We start from the raw sequence: 21,190 nt of genomic DNA on the forward strand, positions 1-21,190 counted from the left end.
GTAGTCATGAAAACGAAACTTTACTTCTTTTTGTGGATTTGTCTTTCTGCATTGCTAATTGCATGTGTTGACGATGATATAGAGCCGGATGTTATTCCTGTAACAGGTGTGTCATTGAATAAGACTACCCTTGCGTTAGAAATAGGAGGAAGTGGGAGTTTGATAGCTACTGTTACTCCGGATAATGCTACAAATAAAAAGGTTACCTGGAAATCTAGCGATACTAGTGTGGCTACGGTGAATGCAAATGGTGAAGTAACAGCCTTGGCAACCGGAACTGTAGTTGTAGTGGTGATTACGGAAGATGGTGCGGAGGTTGCGACATGTACTGTGACTTGTGGTGATGGGGCTGTGGAACCTGAGATACCTGTAACCGATGTTGCATTGAATAAAAGTACTCTTTCGCTAACAGAAGGGCAAAGTGAAAGCTTGCAAGTCGTCATCACGCCAGATGATGCTACAAACAAAAAAGTCGCTTGGGTTTCGAATGATGAAAGTGTGGCAATGGTTGATGTAAATGGTAAGGTTACGGCTTTAAAGGCCGGAAGTACTACCATTGTGGCTGTAACGGAGGATGGTGCGATGATGGCTTCCTGTAAAGTGACTGTCTTCAAAGGAACTCGTACGGTTCTTGCATATATTGCGGCGGATAATACCCTTGCTTCATTTGCTTCTTTGGATTTAGCGGAGATGAAAGCGGGTATGGCGAAAGTTCAAGATTCTAATGTGCATTTTCTGGTTTATATAGATGATGGTAAATCTCCTCGTCTGCTTGAGCTGAAGAATGAAAAGGGGGCAGTAGTGGAAACGGTAGTGGAAACTTATGGAAGTCGTAATTCTGTAGGTGTATCTGAAACGCAGGAAGTTTTTGCAAAAGTCTTTTCGAATTCCAAATATCAGGCTGACAGTTATGGATTGGTTTATTGGTCACATGGTGATGGATGGTTGCCTTATCCGTTGCGTGCCGGTACTCGTTGGGTAGGCCAGGATAAAGGTAATGGTGATAATAGAATGAATATCTCTGAATTTGTTGAGATATTAAAGTATGCTCCTCATTTTGATTTTATATTGTTCGATGCTTGTTTCATGCAGGCAGTAGAGGTTGCCTATGAGTTACGTGATTATACGGATTATTGTATAGGTTCTCCGACTGAAATTCCGGGTCCTGGTGCCTCGTATGATGTAGTTGTTCCTGCTATGTTTTCTGCTGAGGATGCGGCAGTGAATATTGCTAAGGCCTATTATGAACCTTATGCGGCTAAATATAATGAAGGTAAAGGTTTGTCAAATAGTAATTGGACAGCAGGTGCCTCTGTGTGTGCGCTGAGAACGGATAAATTGGTTGATCTGGCAAGAATAACGAAACAGGTTTTGCCTGGAGTAGTTGATAATGTGCAATTGCGCAGTTTGATTTTTGATTATGATAAACGTCGAGGTTCTGATGGATTTCAGGATGGTCATGTAGGTTATTATGATATGGCAAATATGATGAAAAAAATTACTGATAATGGTGGTTATCTAACGTGGAGGCAGGCTTTTGACGCAGCTGTAGTATATTGGGCGACTACTTCTATGAACTATTCTGCTTATATTGGTATGTTTTCTATGGAAGGCACTAATGGAGTGTCCTGCTATATTCCTTCAGTTTCTAATACTGTTACTGATAAAGCATATCGCTCTACTGAGTGGTATACATTCGCCGGCTTTGCTGCATTAGGCTGGTAATATTTTCTTTTTAATATATAAGTGTGGTGTTTGAGCCTGTAAATTAGCCTCAAACCGGATATCTGTGTCTCTTCTTATGCGTCTAAATTAAGGGTATATGAACTTTCTCTCTTTGAACATGTAACATGCTTCTAATGGACTTAATGTGTGCTATTATGTTGTTATGTTGCGGTTTAACATTATTTTCCATCGGAAATTATTTTCTTTAGGAAAATATTCTTTTCTTTGCACTATCAAAATTAAAATAAAGAAGTATGAAGTATATAATTATTGGAGGTGTTGCCGGGGGAGCTACGGCGGCGGCACGTTTAAGAAGAGTTGATGAGAAATCTGATATTCTTTTATTTGAGAAAGGGAAATACATTTCGTATGCAAATTGCGGCTTGCCTTATTATATAGGTGGTGTCATCGCAGAGCGTGAGAAATTGCTGGTGCAAACGCCGGCTTCTTTCGGCCAACGCTTTCGTATAGATGTACGTGTGGAGAATGAGGTTATTGCTATTCATCCTAAAGATAAAACGATTACTGTTCGCACTGTAGACGGTCGCGAATATGAAGAAACCTATGATAAACTTTTGTTGTCTCCGGGTGCTACACCTGTTCGACCACCACTGGAAGGCATCGATTCTGAAGGAATTTTCACTCTCCGTAATGTTGAAGATACCGATCATATAAAGTCTTATCTTACGGAAAACTCCGTAAAGCGCGCGGTTGTAGTAGGTGCGGGCTTTATTGGACTGGAGATGGCAGAAAATTTGCATCATGCCGGAGTTGCCGTATCAGTTGTGGAAATGGGTAATCAAGTGATGGCGCCCATTGATTTTTCGATGGCTGCACCTGTTCATCAACATTTGATACAGAAAGGTGTGTCGCTCTATCTGGAAGAAGGAGTGACTCATTTCCAGCGTACAGAACAAGGTATTACCGTCTTTTTGAAAAGTGGAAAAACGATTCCGGCAGATATGGTATTGCTTTCTATCGGAGTACGCCCGGCAACGGCTTTGGCTAAACAAGCCGGACTGAAGATAGGTGAAGCAGGTGGTATCTGGGTAAATGAATATCTGGAAACTTCTGCAAAGGATATTTATGCTGTAGGGGATGCCATTGAATATCCGCATCCATTGACCGGGAAACCGTGGTTGAATTATCTGGCAAATCCGGCTAATCGTCAGGGACGTATTGTGGCTGATAATATGGTATTTGGTAATAAGGTTGCTTACGAAGGTGCTATCGGTACTTCCATCGCAAAAGTATTTGATATGACGGTTGCTTCTACGGGACTTGCTGCTAAGCGTCTGAGGCAATGGGAGATGGAATATCAAAGTTCTGTTACTCATTCGTCTTCTCATGCCGGGTATTATCCGGATGCATTGCCCTTGACTTTAAAATTGACATTTCATCCTGTCACAGGAAAATTATATGGTGCGCAGGGTATTGGCTATGAGGGCGTGGACAAACGCATTGACCAGATTGCCGGCTTGATCAAACGTGGTGGAACGGTATATGACTTGATGAAAACGGAACATACTTACGCTCCTCCGTTTTCTTCTGCAAAAGATCCTATTGCTATTGCCGGATATGTTGCTTCTAATATTATCAGTGGTGCAATGCCTGTCGTAACTTGGCGAGAACTGGTACAGCATAAGAATGAAGTAATGTTAATAGATACCCGTACGGCTGAAGAATTTTCTTTTGGAACTATTCCGGGAGCAATTAATATTCCGTTGGATGATTTAAGAGAGCGTATGCTCGAAGTTCCTACTGACAAGCCGGTTGTATTGTTTTGTGCTGTGGGTTTGCGTGGATATCTGGCACAACGTATCCTGATGGGAAATGGATATAAGAATGTGCGTAATCTTTCGGGAGGATATAAACTGTATTCTGCTGCGGTTGCTCCGGTACCGGTACCTTCTATAGTGGATGCTTCAGTTGATGCTCGCGTAACTTTTGGCTCTACTGAAACTTCGGGAACTGTTGTGCAATCCGATTCTATATTATCAGCTGGAGGTTCATCTAAAGAACCATTGAAAATCAATGCCTGTGGTTTACAATGTCCGGGACCTATCATGCAAGTGAAGAAGGCAATGGATACTCTTGAACCGGGAGAACAGGTGGAGATTGTGGCAACTGATGCCGGATTTGCACGTGATGCTTCTGCCTGGTGTGATACGACGGGTAATCGTTTGGTGGGAAGCCATGAGGATAAAGGACGCTATACAGTAGTTATAGAAAAAGGTAATTTGAATATGGTCTGCCCTTCTTCCACCGGAACTGTAGCAGCGGGTAGGGGAAAAACATTGATCCTTTTTAGTGATGATTTGGATAAAGCTTTAGCTACTTTTGTATTGGCAAACGGGGCTGCGGCAACCGGACAAAAAGTTACGGTATTCTTCACTTTCTGGGGATTAAATGTTTTGAAAAAAATGCAGAAACCGAAAGTAAAGAAAGATATTTTCGGCAGGATGTTCGGTATGATGCTTCCTTCCAGTTCTTTGAAACTGAAATTGTCTCAAATGAATATGTTAGGTATGGGAAGTCGCATGATGCGCTTTTTAATGAAACGTAAAGGGGTAGATTCTTTGGAATCACTTCGTTCGCAGGCGCTTGCCCAAGGAGTCGAATTTATAGCCTGCCAGATGTCTATGGACATGATGGGAATCAGTCGCGAAGAGTTATTAGATGAGGTAACTATCGGTGGTGTTGCAACTTACATGGAACGCGCAGATAAAGCCAATGTCAACCTTTTTATATAGTTATTTGTTATTTAACAAATAAAGGAGAAAAATATATGGAAGACTTGTGTAAAATACGTGATGTTTACCGGGCGATAGCCGAGTTTGAAACCCAATTTATGCAGCAATACAATCTTTCGCTGAATGAAGGAATGTTGCTCTGTACACTTCTGAATACTCCCCGGCTTACTTCCGGGGAAATAGCAGAAGCCTTGGGATTAACTTGTTCTAATACTTCCAAGTTGATACGTTCTGTCGAAGAAAAGAAGTTAATAGCCCGTATTATTGGTAAAGTGGATAAGCGCCAAATGCATTTTTCATTGACTGCAGAAGGAAAAGAACAAATCACTGCAATCAAAAGTACTACTCATGAGATGCCTGAGCTCTTACAGCAAATAGTGGGTTTGCTGGAAAAATAGAAGATGGAGATATTTTTATCTCCATCTTCAAAATTATTGAAATTTTTCGTGGATTTTGCTTAAGATTGCTTTAATTTGCAGCTAATATATTAAGCATTATAGCAATTGGATATGCAAAAATTATTATCCTTGCCGCCTAATCTTGTGTCGGCATTCTATGAATTAGAAAATGTAGACCGTACGGAATGGTTTTGTACATCTGACCCTATAGGGATGAAACTGGGGTCGGGTGGAGGAACCACTTGGCTTCTGCGGGAATGGTATAGAAACCAACAAACAGAACACTCAACAGAGAAACGTATTCTGCTGCATGCCGGTGGACAAAGCCGCCGCCTCCCTGGATACGCTCCCTCTGGGAAAATATTAACTCCGATACCTGTATTTCGTTGGGCACGTGGACAGAAGTTGGGACAGAATTTATTGTCTTTGCAAGTTCCACTTTATGAGAAAATCATGGAACGGGCACCGGAAAAACTGCGTACTTTGATTGCGAGTGGAGATGTGTATATTCGTGCTGAGAAACCTTTACAGGACATACCGGATGCAGATGTGGTATGTTACGGACTTTGGGTAGATCCGGCATTAGCGACACATCATGGAGTGTTTGTTTCGGATCGGAAACAACCGGAAGCATTGGATTTTATGTTGCAGAAACCGTCATTGCAGGAACTGGAGAATCTTTCAAAGACCCATCTCTTCCTGATGGATATAGGAATCTGGTTACTGAGTGATCGGGCTGTAGAGCTATTGATGAAGCGTTCGCAGAAAGATGGTCCGGGTTCTGATTTAAAGTACTATGACTTGTATTCAGATTTCGGCTTATCCCTTGGTAATCATCCACGCATTACTGATGATGAGTTGAATAGGCTGTCTGTAGCTATATTGCCATTACCCGGTGGAGAATTCTACCACTACGGCACAAGCCGTGAACTACTTTCCTCAACTGTTACTTTACAAAATAGGGTGTACGATCAGCGTCAGATCATGCACCGGAAAGTAAAGCCCAATCCTGCAATATTTGTACAGAATGCAGAAGTCGGTATCTCTCTTTCTTCCAATAATGATAACCTTTGGATTGAAAATAGCTTTGTCGGTGCATCATGGAAGATAGGTTCCCGGCAAATCATTACGGGAGTACCGGAAAATGACTGGACGTTAGAATTACCGGATGGAGTTTGTATAGATATTGTGCCTCTTGCAAAGAAGCATTGGGCAGTTCGTCCGTATGGTTTCGATGATGTATCTAAAGGAGATATCCGGGATGAAAAGACTTTGTATCTGGGGATTTCCTTCCCTAATTGGTTAGCGGAGCGTGGACTGACTCCGGATGATGTAACTGGAAGAAAAGATGACTTACAGGCTGCCGGAATCTTCCCTGTGGTAGAAGGTGTTGAGCAGATGGGCGAAGTACTTCGCTGGATGACTTCGGAGCCGGAATTGATAGAAGGTAAGGAAATCTGGCTGAACAGTCAACGTCTTTCTGCCGATGAAATCTCAGCGAAAGCTGATTTACGTCAATTATATGCCCAGCGCGAGAGTTTCCGGAAAGGTAATTGGGAGTTGCTGGCACGCAATTATGAGAAGAGTGTCTTCTATCAGTTAGATTTGGCTGATGTTGCCGAAGATTTTCATTGTTTGAAGATAGATAAACCGGATGTGTTACCGGCTGATGCACCTCAGATGCAGCGTATTCATAATCGGATGCTTCGGGCTCAGATAGATAAACTGAACGGAAAAGACTTTCAGAATGATGAAAAAGAGGCTTTTGGATTACTGCGCGAAGGATTACTTTCTGATTTGTATGAAAAGAAAAGCAGCCCATATCTGAATGTATACAGCGATCAGATTGTTTGGGGGCGCAGTCCCGTACGTATTGATGTTGCAGGTGGTTGGACGGATACTCCGCCATATTCTCTTTTTGCCGGTGGAAATGTAGTGAATCTGGCGATTGAACTGAATGGACAACCTCCTTTGCAGGTTTATGTGAAACCTTGCAAAGAATATCGCGTTGTGTTGCGTTCTATTGATATGGGAGCGATGGAAGTAGTGAATACTTTCGAGGAATTGCAGGATTACTGTAAGATAGGTTCTCCCTTCTCTATTCCGAAAGCAGCGTTGACATTGGCTGGTTTTGGTCCGGCGTTTTCAGAAGTGGTTTATCCTTCGTTGGAGAAACAGTTGCAGGCATTCGGCACAGGTATAGAGATTACTTTATTGTCTGCTATTCCTGCAGGCTCGGGCTTGGGAACCAGTTCTATATTAGCTTCTACGGTTTTAGGCTCTTTGAGCGATTTCTGCGGCTTGATGTGGGATAAGAATGAAATATGCCGTCGTACACTTGCTCTGGAACAGTTACTGACAACGGGTGGTGGTTGGCAAGATCAGTATGGCGGAGTGTTACAAGGCATCAAACTGTTGCAAACAGAAACCGGGTTTGTACAGAATCCGTTAATACACTGGTTGCCTGAACATCTCTTTACGCATCCTGAATATCGTGACTGCCACCTATTATATTATACGGGAATTACACGTACAGCTAAAGGTATCCTGGCAGAGATTGTGCGCTCCATGTTCCTAAACTCATCTGCGCATTTGGCTATATTGGAAAATATGAAAGCGCATGCATTGGATATGGCAGAAACCATTCAAAGGAACGACTTTGAAACCTATGGCGCATTGATTGGTAAAACGTGGATGCAGAACAAAGCTCTGGATTGTGGTACTAATCCTCCGGCGGTAGAAGAAATTATCAATAAGATTAAGGACTACACACTGGGATATAAACTGCCGGGTGCAGGTGGGGGAGGCTACTTGTATATGGTAGCGAAAGATCCGCAGGCTGCATTGCGCATCCGGGAGATACTGACGCAGGATGTACCGAACCCTCGTGCACGATTTGTAGAAATGGCGTTGTCGGGAACAGGATTCCAGGTGTCAAGATCTTAATTAAGACCGTTATTCGTGATGGTAAGGACCGCCATTGAGTATATTCATGGCCCGGTATAACTGCTCTACAAAAATCAGCCGCACCATCTGATGCGAGAAAGTCATTTTAGAAAGGGACATTTTCTCATGTGCTGCCTGATATACTTTGGGTGAGAAACCATACGGTCCGCCGATAACAAATACAAGCCGTTTATTTACGGTGTTCATCTTGCGCTTCATATAGTCTGCGAACTCTATGGAGCGCATTTCTTTTCCCCCTTCGTCCAGCAATACAATCACGTCGCCCGGCTGGAATGCCTTGCATATCAATTCCCCTTCTTTTTCTTTCTGCACTTCCATAGAAAGACTTTTCGTATTCTTCAATTCCGAGATAACTTCCATTTCGAAGGATAAGTAGCGTTTAGTACGCTGTACATAGTCATTAATGGCAGTTATAAAGTGCTGTTCTACAGTTCTTCCTACGACGAGTAATGTTGTTTTCATGCTGCTTACATTCTGATTTGTGCACAAAATTAGCGCTTTTTTATTGTATTTTACAATAAATGCTTACCTTTGCGTATCATTAATACTTGTGATTATGAAAAAACGAGTAGTTTTATTGTTGACCTGCCTCTTCTTATGGGTGTCCTCGATCTTTGCTCAGGACGTACCTGTGGGGGTGGTTGTGGCCTTCAAGAAGGGAAACTCTCAGGAACTAAACAGGTATCTGGGTGATAAGGTGGATCTGATTATCCATAATCGCACGACCAATGCTGACAAGCAAACGGCAGAAGGAACTATGGCTAATTTTTTTGCCGAGAACAAAGTCAGTAGCTTCAATGTGAATCACGAAGGAAAGAGGGATGAATCAAGTTTCATCATCGGCACTTTGGGAACCGCAAATGGAAACTTTCGAGTGAATTGTTTCTTCAGAAAAGTACAGAACAAATATGTTATACATCAAATAAGAATAGATAAAACGAATGAATAAGGAAGAAGAACTGATTGACAGGCTGATAGATCTCGCCTTTGCAGAAGATATAGGTGACGGAGATCATACCACCCTTTCGTGTATTCCCGCTACGGCAATGGGTAAATCCAAACTTTTGATTAAAGAGCCGGGCATTCTGGCTGGTATCGAAGTTGCCAAAGAAGTGTTCCGTCGTTTCGACCCTACTATGAAGGTAGAAGTCTTCATCAATGATGGAGCTGAGGTGAAGCCGGGCGATATAGCAATGGTAGTGGAAGGCAAGGTGCAGTCTCTGTTGCAGACAGAACGCCTGATGCTGAACATTATGCAACGCATGAGTGGCATTGCTACCATGACGCATAAATATGCCGAGAAACTGAAAGGTACGAATACGCGTGTGCTCGATACCCGTAAGACTACTCCCGGTATGCGTATCCTTGAGAAGATGGCTGTAAAGATTGGCGGTGGTGTAAATCATCGTATCGGACTGTTCGACATGATTTTGCTGAAAGACAATCATGTGGATTTTGCCGGAGGCATTGACAAGGCTATCAATCGTGCTAAAGAATATTGCAAGGAAAAAGGTAAAGACCTCAAGATAGAGATTGAAGTACGTAACTTCGATGAATTGCAACAAGTGCTTGATCTTGGTGGCATAGACCGTATCATGTTCGACAACTTCACACCCGAAATGACAAAGAAGGCTGTGGATATGGTAGCAGGTCGTTATGAAACCGAATCTTCGGGTGGCATTACGTTCGATACACTGCGCGACTATGCCGAATGTGGCGTGGACTTTATCTCTGTAGGTGCTCTGACCCATTCTGTAAAAGGATTGGATATGAGTTTTAAAGCATGTTGACAAGGGCGGAAGGCCGTATTTAGGAAATAGCAGGAAGCCTCTCATAAGTTTGCCATCATTTTGCAATCTTAATGAGAGGCTTTTTTCATAGATACTTGGAAAGTATGGAAAAGATAGATTGGAATAGAGTAAAAACTACTATCAGAAAATGGAAGCCTGGCGAGTATGTGCGGCAAACTTCCATTGTTGTAATTGGTGTGCTGATAACTTTCGTCGGTAGTGAACTAGTCACCAGATGTTCGGAACAGGCGGATATTAAATCTACTATGTTGCTGATTAAGGATGAACTGAAAAGTAATCGGAAGAACTTTGAAGGTATTGTGTCTGAATTCAGCACAGATGAGCGCCTTTCTGCTTTGTTGGTGGAACATGATATGAATGTTTGGCTGATACCGGAAGATTCGCTGAAGCAATTTCGTTATTCTATAGGGCAGATTCGCAGTTTCTATTATACCCGGAATGCGCTGGACATACTTAAGAACTCTATGCTGATGCAGAAAATATCCGATAAAGAGTTTTTGCTTTCATTGATTGATGTTTATGAAGCCTTAGAAGGATTCAAAATATCAATGAATGGGTATTATGATATGAAGGAAGATGCGGCTATTCCCTTTTATTTGACTTTGACTGATGAACAGACAAATACGGTTAATGAGGGAAAATGGGAAGCATGGGAAATATATCTTTCAGATAGGAAGTTGCGAAACTTTTTGAAAATTCCACAGGGATATTTTATTCCCGGCTATCAAGAACGTATAGAGCAAAAGATTGATAAGATGATTCAAACCATTGAACAGAAATATGGTTCAAAATAAATACTTATGGGAAATATAGATAAGATAAAGTCTACGATTAAAGGCTGGAGATTGGGAGACTATTTCCGTCAGTTCAGTATTGTGGCGGCAGGTATTATCGTTACCTTTTGGGGAAGCGATAAGGTTACGGAGTATAGTCGTCAAAAAGAGGTGCGGGCCGCGATGCAACTGGTGACGGAAGAATTGGAGTATAACAGAAAGGAACTGCGCAATATAAAGCACTTGTTGGATATAGACAGGAACATGAGTTCTTTGCTAATAGAGCATAAAATGGATATATCGCGAATACCGGCGGATACTTTAAGTAAGTATGACAAGCTTTTCAATAATATGAGTGAACTCTCTTATAAAACCGATGCATTGGATGTCTTGAAAGGTTCTTCGTTGATGCAGTATATTTCTGACAAGCGTTTGTTGCAGGATGTATTGCAAACCTATTTTGAGTTGGGAAGGCGGAAGAAAGATGTCAGTGATTACTATGCAGCAAAAACGGATGTAATTATGAAACTTGCCATGTCCAGGAATTTTAAGTTTGCTTTAAAAACTAACAATAACCTGCTGGATCAAATCTCATTTCTTATAAGTAATGATCAATTTGTCAATTTTGTCATAATGGTACCCGGCTTCTTATACTGGGAAGAATTTGATGAACTGGATGAGGTGCTTGACAAGCAAATACAGACATTGAAAGCAAAGTATAAATAATCTCCATTCTTTAACTTCTTTTTAGATATAACATTGCAGCATTCTACGGAAAGCTGCGTCTAACTAACAAACGACGCGAAGAGGCGTCCGTAAAAAATAGCACTGACATTGGAAAATGAAATAGAACTGATAGAGGGCTGCCGGGCAGGAAAGGATTCCGCACGTAAGGAATTGTATACCCTTTATTCCAAGCAGATGCTTGCGGTATGCTACCGCTATACGGGCGACGAAGATGCTGCGCATGACGTACTGCACGATGGGTTCATCAAAATTTTTACCCATTTCACTTTCCGGGGCGAATGTGCACTGGCAACGTGGGTGACAAGAGTAATGGTGACACAGGCAATAGATTATCTGCGAAAGCAGAAACGCATCACCCAGCTGGTGGTGAACGAAGAACAATTGCCCGACATACCCGACGAAGCAAGTATAGCCGACAGTGGTAGCCGCCTCTCTGAACAGCAGTTGATGGCATTTGTGGCAGAATTACCCGATGGATGCCGAACCGTTTTCAACTTGTATGTGTTTGAAGAGAAATCGCACAAGGAGATAGCGGAAATGCTTGGGATTAAAGTACATTCATCCACCTCGCAACTGCATCGCGCCAAGAATTTGTTAGCAAAAAGAATTAAAGAATATACAGAGTATGAAAGGAAATGATGAAATAACCGGTTTGTTCCGCAGTCGCCTCTCTGGTGCAGAGATGACGGTGCGGGATGGCTTTTGGGAGGAGCTGAAAGGCGACCTGTCAAGAGTTGAAACCGATGCAACCAATACTTCTGCAGCTACTAAACGTTCCGTCCTTACTCCACGCTTCTACCGGGTGGCTGCGGCTGCTTCTGTAGTATTAGTGCTTGGAGCTGCTTCCGCTGCATTCTGGTACTTCTCTCCGAAAGATGAGATTCAGGAAGCATTCACCAAGGTGGCTACCCTGACACCGGAAGGTAACCTGAACGGAGATGTGGTGCAGGAAAAGTTCCCCTCTATCCATGAGACTAAACCTACAGCGCAAAATCCTGGTCATAAGAATCCTGTACCAGTATCATCCGGAGGCATACTTGCTGCGAATGGTGATGATGAAGAGACTGTATCAGTCACTGTCTCCATTACAATTTCCCAACGCGTATATGGCAATCACCACCAAGGTAACGGAATGTATGGTCAAACAGCTTCATCAAGGAATGAAAATAATCATCGTGCCACAGCTACTGATCCCGCAGTTACAAATACAGAGCTTGGCTCAGATTCCGATAAGGCGCTCCCCATTACCAATGCGGGTGGTTCTGCTAAAAAATGGGCTTTCAAAGCAGGTATAGGTACAGCGTTGCCAAAGGGAGACTTCGGGATGCCGCTCACCGCAGGAGTTTCTGCTGAACGTCGTTTGAACAAACATTTTTCTCTGGAGGCAGGTTTGCAATACAACCGTCTTGACGGAGACCATACGATACACACACTGGCTGTTCCGGTAAAACTGAATGCGGTGCTGGCAAGCAATTCTAAAGTAGACTTTTACGCTACATTGGGTGGTGCTGCCGAGAAATGCATAGCCGGAGCCGGGGACAATGGTTTTGGAGCAGAGCCTATACAACTTTCCATTGCAGCAGGTCTGGGAGTCCGTTATAAGTTGAACGACCGGATTGCTCTGTTTGCAGAGCCTACGGTATCTCATCATTTTGATACGGATTCGCAAACAAAAACGCTGCGAACGGAACGTCCAACGAACCTTAATCTACTTTGCGGTGTTCGTATGACATATTAACCTTAATACAATGCAACAATGAAAGCAATTTCTAATATACGTGCCGTAATGGCCATTTTGATATTCTTCTTTTCTCTTTCTTTTGTATCATGTACGGAAGAGACGTTGGACTACAATAATCCTGACGTGGATTTATTCGTCAAGCAACTAAAAGCTGGAAAATACTCTGTCGAAAGTCCGGAAGGTCTGAACACTATTCCCCGGTTTACTGTTGATGACATAGGGGACTTGTTGAAGTATGCCGAAGATTTAACGGTAATCCCTTCTTTCCCGTTGGCTCCGGTTTCTTATTCCGCAGGTGGCAAGCTTCGTTTAGGCGAGTGTATTTTGTGGACAGTAGAAACAATCCGTTTGGGGCAGAATGCTTCGATGGGGTGCAAAATGGTACATGTGGATGCAGAGAATTACGAAGGCATTTACTTCTTATCGGATGATGAAGTTTTGGATGCTTCCGCCCGTTATCGCCGCTGGTGGGAAAACCGCAAATACCCCCGTACGATGTGGACCATAGACCCTTGTTATGATGAACCGCTTTGTGGAAGCGGATATATGTGGTGGTAAGAAAATAAATAAATGAGAAAATATTGCACTATAATCGGACTGCTTTTAGTAGTAGTCCTTCCCGTTTGCGCTCAGAACTGGACACCTCAGGACTCTCTGCGATTGCGCCGTCTGCTGGATGGAGAAGGGATTAAGCTGAATCCGGAAGTTCTGAAAGAGATGGGAGTACAGGAACCTCTGGGCAAACAGCAGATATCGATGGAGAAACAATGGCTGGATTTCAACACAACACTTCCCGAAATACCAAATACACCGAAGAAGAAAGTTGTTCTTACCTTGCGCCCGTATACTGCAACTACGAAGTACAATTGGGACCCGGTGTATCAGAAGAAGATTAAAATAGATAAGGACACGTGGCGAGGGGATCCTTTCTATGAACTTAAAATACTTCGCATTTATTCCGATTGGGCAAAGAGTCCTTTAGATAAAGGTCTCCGGAAAAGTATAGATGAAATAGAGGCAACCGGAATGCGCTACCGCGTAACGGAACGGGCCAATAATATGGCCGTAGGGAGCTGGCAGGGTGCCAGTGGCGGTTCTGGCTTCTCCGGTGATTTTATGGCACCTTTTACAAAAGAATTCTGGAACGTCAAGGGGCGTAAGCGCCGTGCCCGTACGCTGGAAGTGTTGCGTGCATACGGGGACTCGGTAACGGTGCGGGGTAAAGAACCTGTCAAGGCGATTAAGAATTAAGGAAAAGATTTGTGATAGGGATAATTGTCTAATTCTTCATTTGTATAATTTGTGCACCCGGTTCTGCGTATATTGTATATTCGTATTTCCGGGTGCAGTTTTTATGACATATCGCCTTTTCTTCCGAACCTTTCGCCCTTTTTTCTTGTTTCTTCCTTAATAATACCTAAATGTAGGAGACTATGAACAGAATTACTTCCCTTTTCGGAATTCGATATCCAATAATCCAAGGTGGTATGGTTTGGTGCAGTGGTTGGCGCTTGGCGTCGGCAGTAAGTAATGCGGGTGGACTGGGCTTGCTTGGAGCAGGTTCCATGCATCCTGAAACGTTACGTGAGCATATCCGTAAATGCCATGCTGCTACACATAATCCTTTTGGAGTCAATATTCCATTGATGTATCCGCAGATTGAAGAAATCATGCAGATAGTGGTAGAGGAAGGAGTCAATATAGTTTTCACTTCCGCCGGAAGCCCTGCCAAATGGACGGGATGGCTGAAAGAGCGGGGAGTGACAGTGGTGCATGTGGTCAGTTCTTCCCGCTTTGCGATGAAAGCCGAAGAGGCGGGTGTGGATGCTGTTGTTGCTGAAGGTTTTGAAGCCGGCGGGCATAACGGAAGGGAAGAGACTACCACTTTGTGCCTGATACCTGCCGTGCGTGCCGCTACTACCTTACCATTGATTGCTGCTGGAGGAATTGCTACGGGTGAGGCTATGCTTGCTGCACGGGTGTTGGGAGCAGAAGGAGTACAAATAGGTACGCGCTTTGCATTGACTCAGGAAAGTTCAGCTCATGAATATTTCAAGGAATATTGTTTGCGTTTGCAGGAGGGGGATACCCGGCTACTGTTGAAGAAGCTTGCTCCGGTACGTTTGGTGCGGAATAATTTCCGTGACGCTGTAGAGGCAGCCGAAGCCGTGGGGGCTACGCAAGATGAACTTCGTATTCTTCTGGCTCATGGACGTGCCAAGAAAGGGATTTTCTATGGAGACCTGGAAGAGGGAGAACTGGAGATTGGCCAGGCTTCTGCACTACTTTACGGTAAACAGATAGAGACGGTTGCTGAGGTGATGCAGGAACTGACGGAAGGATATAGAAGAGCGTGGAATGCGCTAAAGGAATAAGAATTTAGCTATATGGGACGAATTTTTTGAATAGAGGGAATGAAATGCGTCCCAAACAAACCACTTTCTTACCGTCCAAAATAAAAAATGGGGCTGTACGTCAATTTGTACAGTCCCATTTTTATGTTTTCCGATTACGCCCCTATGATTTAGGTGTACCGGAATTATTTGTTGTACTAGTTGGATTTACGGTAGGATTTGCAGTTGGTGTTGCCGTAGCTGTGCTTGTTGTGCCTGCTGTTGCAGTGGCTGTTGCTGCGTTTGCTGCAACTTTTGGCTGTTCTTCCCAATGGAAGGGCTCGAAGTTAGTATTCGGATCAACCCAAGTCGGTTTCTTGCAAGCGTAAATGATGAACGGAGCTGCCACTACAACGATGGCACCGATAATCAATACGGAGAACCAAACTGTATTGCTACCCGTTGAAATCTGACTGGGCGGGATAAAGCTCAGGATGAATGCCAACAGAGAACCACAGAAACCGAGTCCGCCGATGAACCACATCAAACCGTTACCACCCTTACCGATACGGAACGGACGGTTCAACTTCTTCATCTTGTAACGCAATACGATAGCTCCTGTAAACATCAACATATACATGATAAGGTAAAGAACTACTGTCAACTGTGACAGGATCTGATAGAAACTCTGTACGGAAGGCATTACTACGAACAAGAGGCTCAATACTGTTACAGCACCACCTTGTACGAACAGGATGTTCTTCTGTACACCCAGTTTGTTTGTCTTCTGGAAGAACGGGGGCATGTAACCTGCCTTACCTACGGCAAAAATACCTTTGGACGGACCGGCAACCCAAGTCAATACACCTGCCAGCACACCGAATGCAAGAGCAATAGCGATGATCGGTGATAACCAGGAAGCATGGATGTACTTGAAGTAATTGTCGAAACCAACCAGCAAGCTTTGTGTCAGACTGATGTCTTTGGCCGGAATGATAACACCCAGTGCGAAAGTACCCAGCACGAAAATGATAACTGTGATAGCTGCACCGATAAATACTGCTTTCGGATAATTCTTGGAGGGGTTTTCCATATCCTTAACGTGGATACCGCCCATTTCCATACCGGCATAAAAGAGGAAGATACTTGCGGCGAGTACGACGTTGTCGAAGTTCGTCAGATCGGGGAAGAAGCTGCTGTGGAAGTCCAAATTGGAGTGTCCGCCTGTAGCCAGATAAATGATACCCAGGATAATCAGCAAGGCTGCCGGGATAATGGTACCAACCATACCACCGACTTTGGCAACTTTACCTACCCATCCCATACCTTTCAATGAGATGAAAGTGGCGAGCCAATAGATGATGAGCACTACGGCGAGTGTGTAGTACTTGTTACTTGCCAACGACATATCGTGCGCGTCGTTCATTCCGATGAAGGCGATGGATACGGCGCCGAATGTCAATACGGTGGGGTACCAGATGGTACTTTCAATCCATTGCACCCAGATGGCAAGGAAACCGAGCCGCTTACCGTAGGCTTCTCCTACCCAGCGGAACACACCACCTTGTTTGTCCTGGAACATCGCAGCCAATTCCGCAGCGACAAGTGACGTCGGTATAAGGAATACGATAGCTGCAAATAAATAGTAAAAGGCCGAACTCATTCCGTACACGGCCTCGGCAGGTAGTCCACGTAGGGATACTACTGCCGTTACATTCATGATTGCGAGGGTGAACACACCCAGCTTCACTGTTTGTTTAATATTTGCCATAAGTTAAGGTTTTAGGTGAAAAATATGTTTTAAAATCAGTCTCTATAACAACAACCCGGTAGAGTTGTTTTCGGGGATAAAGTGAAAGTTGGTAAATTAACACTTAAACAAATGCCTTGTGCAAGACGTTTTAGGGCAATCAGGCAGAAATCAGTAATATATTAAATCAGAATAAATAATAGGTGTTATTATGAAAATGGCTCTTTCAGAATTTGCATTACGAGAGAAGGGAATTTATGGTGTCTTACACATTGTGATTCTGTTACTTTCGTTGTTTTTAGTGGTTAGTATTTCAGTAGATACATTCAAGGGTATTCCTTTCTATACTCAGACGGTATTTATGAAGGTTCAGTTTGCGGTGTGCGTATTGTTTTTGCTGGACTTCATTCTGGAGTGGTTTTTAGCAAAGCATAAAGGACGTTATTTTGCCACTCACTTCGTTTTTCTTCTGGTAGCCATCCCTTACCAGAGCATTATTTCCTGGGCCGGATGGACGTTTCCCGAAGAAATCACTTACTTATTACGTTTTATTCCTTTAGTGCGCGGTGGTTATGCATTGGCCATTGTGGTGGGGTGGTTGACGTATAATAAGGCATCCGGTCTGTTTGTTACCTACCTGACGACTTTGCTTGCTACGGTTTATTTCTCCAGTCTGGCTTTTTATGTTATGGAGCATGGGGTGAATACATTGGTTACAGGCTATGGGGATGCTTTGTGGTGGGCGTTTATGGATGTAACGACAGTTGGTTCCAATATTATTGCTGTGACGGTGACGGGGCGTGTACTGTCAGTTCTGCTGGCAGCATTGGGGATGATGATGTTTCCGATATTTACGGTGTATGTGACGAGTCTGGTGCAGAGGAGGAACCAGGAGAAACAAGAGTATTATAAGGAGTTGCAGGGAGGGGATATAAAGTAATGTTGTGTGTGTACTTTTTCTTTCGGCTTGTCCCGAAAGAAAAAGATACCAAAAAGAAAGGGACCCCGGCTACGTCTCCGGTGCTACTCCGACACTGCCATTCGCAGACGGGGCTCGAACTCGCTTCGCTCAAACAGATCGCCCCTTACCTGCGCCTGACAGTGCCTACGCTTACGCACCTGCGCCTATGCCGGAGGGCTGTGCGGTGGGGGATTAGTTTGTGTTTGTACAGAAATGGATGATAGATTACTGATGAGATTTTGTTAGTTTGTTGATAATCAATAGATAACATTTACCGACTGTTTACTGCCTAATGTAAAAGCATTTACTGCCGTATGTAACGACCTTTACCACTTATTGTAACGCTCTTTACCTCGGTATGTAACGACCTTTACCTCGGCATGTAAATGGAGTTACTGTGTGGGGTTAACAAAGTTACCATTTGGGGTAAACAGAATTTCCATAATAGGAAGTGACTTACTTTACGCCGCATGGTCTCCCGGCCTCACTGTAGGTGCGTAAGCGTAGGTGCTGTCAGACGCAGGTAAGGGGCGATCTGTTTGAGCGAAGCGAGTTCGAGCCCCGTCTGCGGATGGCAGTACCGGAGTAGCACTGGAAGTGCAGCCTTGAGTTTTTCTTTTGGTATCTTTTCTTTTGTCTCAAGACAAAAGAAAAGTACAAGCGCCGCCTATCCTCTCCGGACTGACGACGCCTTTTATTTATGAAAAAGAGAGATTGTTCTTTATTCTACAATGGTCACACGGTCACCATTGAACACGCCCAAACCCAATTTGTTCATGATATACTTGATGGCGAGTTGTGATTTAACAGAATTCCCTGCTTCGTCCAAAGGAGGTGCAAATGCAGCTGCGCCGAATACACCGGGCAGTACAGACATAACTCCACCACCTACACCGCTCTTGGCAGGTATACCGGCAGTGTACATCCAGTCACCTGAATGTTCGTAGAAACCTACGGTAGAAATCATGGAAGTAATCTTCGGAGCTAATGAAGCTTCAAACACTTCTTTCTTGGTGACAGGGTTTACACCACTGTTGGCGATGGTTCCGGCAGCAATCGCCAGTTGTCCGGCAGTGATACCTAATGAACATTGACGAGTGTACAGGTCGAGTGCCATATCCGGATTATCGTAGATACGGTTGTAGTTCTTCAGTAACCATGCAATAGAGCGGTTGTTGAAGTTCGTAGCCGTTTCCGACTTATACAGCTCATCAATCAATTGTGGAGCTGAACCGCACAAATCAGTAATATTCTGAACGATAGCTTCCCATTTCTTATCCGAATTACCCACAGGTTCAACCATGGAACATGCTGAGATGGCACCCGCATTTACCAATGGGGTAGAAGGGTGATCATTCTCCAGCAAAATGGCGATGATTGAGTTGAAAGGTAATCCTGTAGCATCTGCACCAATCATATCCAGCACCTTCTGTGCTCCGTATTGACGGAGGATAAGGATGGCTGTATGTACTTTGGAAACAGATTCTATACCGAAACGGTAGTCAGTGTCACCTATATTAATGGTTTGTCCGTTCATCAGACAGATGCTGATGCCGAACAGATTCTTGTCGATGTTGGCAAGGTAGGGGATGTAATCGGCATTTTTCCCCCCGGTGTTACCCTTTACCTGTTCATAGGCTTCCTGGGCAACCTCTTTTAGTTGAGAGATTGAAATCTTTTTATCCATAGTTAATAAAGTGTTAGAGTGTTAAGGCGATAAAGTGTTAGGGTGATATTGCTCAATCACCTTATCACTCTATCACCCTATCACTTCAATTATTTTACAGCTTTTTTATGGCGGCGTCCACCGTGGTTGAACATCTTAGCTTCTACCGGCAAGTTTTTTTCCTGAGCCATGCGGGTAGGAGTAGGATAATCCAATTTCTCCAGTTCAGTGATAGCATTCTTGATGTCGCCCAGCAACATGTCTGCCATGTCGCGGCTGAAGCCCTGGCGTACTACCACACGCATTACGACGTAGTCGTCCAGTTTAGAAGGCAGGGTATAAGCCGGTACCATCCAACCATGTTGCGACAGTTTATCCTGAAGGTCGTACAACGTCCATTTAGCATTCTTGGCGTACTCCGGTTTCATGTACCAGATGAACAACGGGTTCACCACTTCTTCTGAATAGTTGACGAACGGTTCCATCTTGGCGATTTCGTCATGGATATACTTCGCAATGGTCAGCGAATTATACTGCACTTCTTTGTATCCCTGGAATCCTAAGCGAATGAATTGGTAGTACTGGCCCAGGATTTGAGCAGCAGGACGGGAGAAGTTCAAGCCGACCTGAGTAATGTTAGCACCGAGGTAGTTTACGCTGAATGACATTTCTTCGGGCAGATATTCTTTGCCTTTCCAGCAAACCCAACCCAGACCCGGATAAACGAGACCGAATTTGTGTCCGCTGACACTGATGGAAAGAACCCATTTCAAACGGAAGTCCCATTTCGTTTCAGGATAGAGGAACGGCAGGATGAAACCACCACTGGCAGCATCTACATGGATAGGAATATCGTAACCGGTCTTGGCGTTGTAAGCATCGAGAGCTTTGTCCAGTGCTTCTACGTCATCGTTCAGTCCGGTCCATGTCACACCCTGAATAGGTACGATACAAATGGTGTTTTCATCACACATCTTCAAGGCTTCTTCCGGATCAAGAGTAGTCTTGTCAAGGGTCAAAGGCACTTCACGCATTTCAATCTGCCAGAGCTGGGCGAACTTTTCCCATACTACCTGGAAACCGGTTGAGATAACGAAATTAGGTTTATCGAACGGTTTGCCTTGAGCCTGGCGTTTCTTGCGCCAACGCAGCCAAGCTGCCACGCCACCCAACATACATGCTTCACTTGAACCAATGGCCAGCGCACCTGTTTTCCAAGTATCCTTTTCAGGAGAGTTCCACAAGTTTGCTACGATGTTGATACATTTTCCGTTCATCACGGCGATACGGGGATATTCCGTTTCGTCAATGTAGTTGATGTTGATCGCCTCGTTCATCAGCTTGGTGGCGTAGTCGTCCATATAAGTGGTAACGAAAGTGGCCAGATTCAGACGGGGTTGAGTTTGAGCGAAAGTTTCGTCTTTTACCATCTGATAAGCAATCTCGGGAGTAGTAGGTCCGTCAGGGATCTTCTCTACCGGAGAGGGTTGCAACATTCTGTTTGATCCAAACACTTCTGTTTTGGCATCACCTTTTCTGAAATTTACATCTTCCATTTTACTAAT

Annotated in this window: 18 protein-coding genes; 14 read left to right on the plus strand and 4 right to left on the minus strand. The window is 43.9% G+C overall.

Going from position 1 to position 21,190, the window contains the following annotated elements; translation table 11 throughout:
* The first annotated feature begins 6 nt into the window (after positions 1 to 6).
* The 4 genes from K6V21_RS17715 (at position 7) to K6V21_RS17730 (ending at position 7,822) form a co-directional block, all read left to right on the plus strand.
* Positions 7 to 1,725, plus strand: a complete 1,719-nt coding sequence (locus K6V21_RS17715) for a clostripain-related cysteine peptidase (RefSeq protein WP_224319400.1) — start codon at positions 7 to 9, stop codon at positions 1,723 to 1,725.
* 254 nt (positions 1,726 to 1,979) lie between these two features.
* Positions 1,980 to 4,478 (plus strand): FAD-dependent oxidoreductase, encoded by a 2,499-nt coding sequence (locus tag K6V21_RS17720; protein ID WP_224319401.1) that lies wholly within the window; start codon positions 1,980 to 1,982, stop codon positions 4,476 to 4,478.
* A 35-nt stretch (positions 4,479 to 4,513) separates the two neighbouring features.
* A complete protein-coding gene (locus K6V21_RS17725) occupies positions 4,514 to 4,876 on the plus strand; it encodes a MarR family winged helix-turn-helix transcriptional regulator (RefSeq protein WP_007209692.1) in 363 nt (120 codons plus the stop codon).
* A gap of 111 nt (positions 4,877 to 4,987) precedes the next feature.
* The gene (locus tag K6V21_RS17730; RefSeq protein WP_224319402.1) at positions 4,988 to 7,822 is read left to right on the plus strand and encodes a bifunctional fucokinase/fucose-1-phosphate guanylyltransferase; all 2,835 of its coding nucleotides are present in this window, start codon (positions 4,988 to 4,990) and stop codon (positions 7,820 to 7,822) included.
* 9 nt (positions 7,823 to 7,831) lie between these two features.
* Here the strand turns inward: K6V21_RS17730 and rlmH are convergent, their stop codons facing one another.
* Positions 7,832 to 8,305, minus strand: a complete 474-nt coding sequence (gene rlmH, locus K6V21_RS17735; RefSeq protein ID WP_224319403.1) for a 23S rRNA (pseudouridine(1915)-N(3))-methyltransferase RlmH — start codon at positions 8,303 to 8,305, stop codon at positions 7,832 to 7,834.
* A 94-nt stretch (positions 8,306 to 8,399) separates the two neighbouring features.
* On the opposite strand from rlmH, the gene K6V21_RS17740 reads away from it, so the two are divergent.
* From K6V21_RS17740 to K6V21_RS17780, 9 genes are all read left to right on the plus strand, one after another.
* Positions 8,400 to 8,792, plus strand: coding sequence for a DUF4783 domain-containing protein (locus K6V21_RS17740; RefSeq protein ID WP_007209689.1), 393 nt, complete (start codon positions 8,400 to 8,402; stop codon positions 8,790 to 8,792).
* Complete coding sequence (gene nadC, locus K6V21_RS17745) at positions 8,785 to 9,633, plus strand: carboxylating nicotinate-nucleotide diphosphorylase (RefSeq protein ID WP_007216353.1); 849 nt, start codon at positions 8,785 to 8,787, stop codon at positions 9,631 to 9,633. The genes K6V21_RS17740 and nadC overlap by 8 nt, the downstream gene beginning before the upstream one ends.
* A gap of 104 nt (positions 9,634 to 9,737) precedes the next feature.
* Positions 9,738 to 10,448 (plus strand): hypothetical protein, encoded by a 711-nt coding sequence (locus K6V21_RS17750; protein WP_224319404.1) that lies wholly within the window; start codon positions 9,738 to 9,740, stop codon positions 10,446 to 10,448.
* A gap of 6 nt (positions 10,449 to 10,454) precedes the next feature.
* Positions 10,455 to 11,153: a hypothetical protein gene (locus K6V21_RS17755; RefSeq protein WP_224319405.1), complete on the plus strand. Its 699-nt coding sequence runs from the start codon at positions 10,455 to 10,457 to the stop codon at positions 11,151 to 11,153.
* A 108-nt stretch (positions 11,154 to 11,261) separates the two neighbouring features.
* Positions 11,262 to 11,813, plus strand: coding sequence for an RNA polymerase sigma factor (locus K6V21_RS17760; protein WP_007209685.1), 552 nt, complete (start codon positions 11,262 to 11,264; stop codon positions 11,811 to 11,813).
* Positions 11,800 to 12,912: an outer membrane beta-barrel protein gene (locus tag K6V21_RS17765; protein ID WP_224319406.1), complete on the plus strand. Its 1,113-nt coding sequence runs from the start codon at positions 11,800 to 11,802 to the stop codon at positions 12,910 to 12,912. The genes K6V21_RS17760 and K6V21_RS17765 overlap by 14 nt, the downstream gene beginning before the upstream one ends.
* Positions 12,913 to 12,930: 18 nt before the next feature.
* Entirely contained in the window at positions 12,931 to 13,473 is a 543-nt protein-coding gene (locus K6V21_RS17770; RefSeq protein WP_007209683.1) for a DUF4943 family protein, read from the plus strand.
* A gap of 12 nt (positions 13,474 to 13,485) precedes the next feature.
* Positions 13,486 to 14,166: a DUF4858 domain-containing protein gene (locus K6V21_RS17775; RefSeq protein ID WP_224319407.1), complete on the plus strand. Its 681-nt coding sequence runs from the start codon at positions 13,486 to 13,488 to the stop codon at positions 14,164 to 14,166.
* A 182-nt stretch (positions 14,167 to 14,348) separates the two neighbouring features.
* The gene (locus tag K6V21_RS17780; protein ID WP_044270189.1) at positions 14,349 to 15,290 is read left to right on the plus strand and encodes an NAD(P)H-dependent flavin oxidoreductase; all 942 of its coding nucleotides are present in this window, start codon (positions 14,349 to 14,351) and stop codon (positions 15,288 to 15,290) included.
* Between the two features lie 142 nt (positions 15,291 to 15,432).
* Here K6V21_RS17780 and gadC read toward each other — a convergent pair whose 3' ends face one another.
* A complete protein-coding gene (gadC, locus tag K6V21_RS17785; protein WP_217714530.1) occupies positions 15,433 to 17,019 on the minus strand; it encodes a putative glutamine/gamma-aminobutyrate antiporter GadC in 1,587 nt (528 codons plus the stop codon).
* A gap of 190 nt (positions 17,020 to 17,209) precedes the next feature.
* Here gadC and K6V21_RS17790 point away from each other — a divergent pair, with 190 nt between their 5' ends.
* Positions 17,210 to 17,938 (plus strand): potassium channel family protein, encoded by a 729-nt coding sequence (locus tag K6V21_RS17790; RefSeq protein ID WP_224319408.1) that lies wholly within the window; start codon positions 17,210 to 17,212, stop codon positions 17,936 to 17,938.
* A 742-nt stretch (positions 17,939 to 18,680) separates the two neighbouring features.
* Here the strand turns inward: K6V21_RS17790 and glsA are convergent.
* A complete protein-coding gene (gene glsA / locus K6V21_RS17795) occupies positions 18,681 to 19,646 on the minus strand; it encodes a glutaminase A (protein ID WP_007216361.1) in 966 nt (321 codons plus the stop codon).
* A gap of 89 nt (positions 19,647 to 19,735) precedes the next feature.
* Positions 19,736 to 21,181 carry a glutamate decarboxylase gene (locus K6V21_RS17800; protein WP_007216362.1) on the minus strand — a complete coding sequence of 482 codons (1,446 nt, stop codon included), beginning with the start codon at positions 21,179 to 21,181 and terminating at the stop codon, positions 19,736 to 19,738.
* Between the last annotated feature and the right edge of the window lie 9 nt (positions 21,182 to 21,190).

It is taken from the genome of Bacteroides cellulosilyticus, assembly GCF_020091405.1.
Classification (GTDB): Bacteria; Bacteroidota; Bacteroidia; order Bacteroidales; family Bacteroidaceae; genus Bacteroides.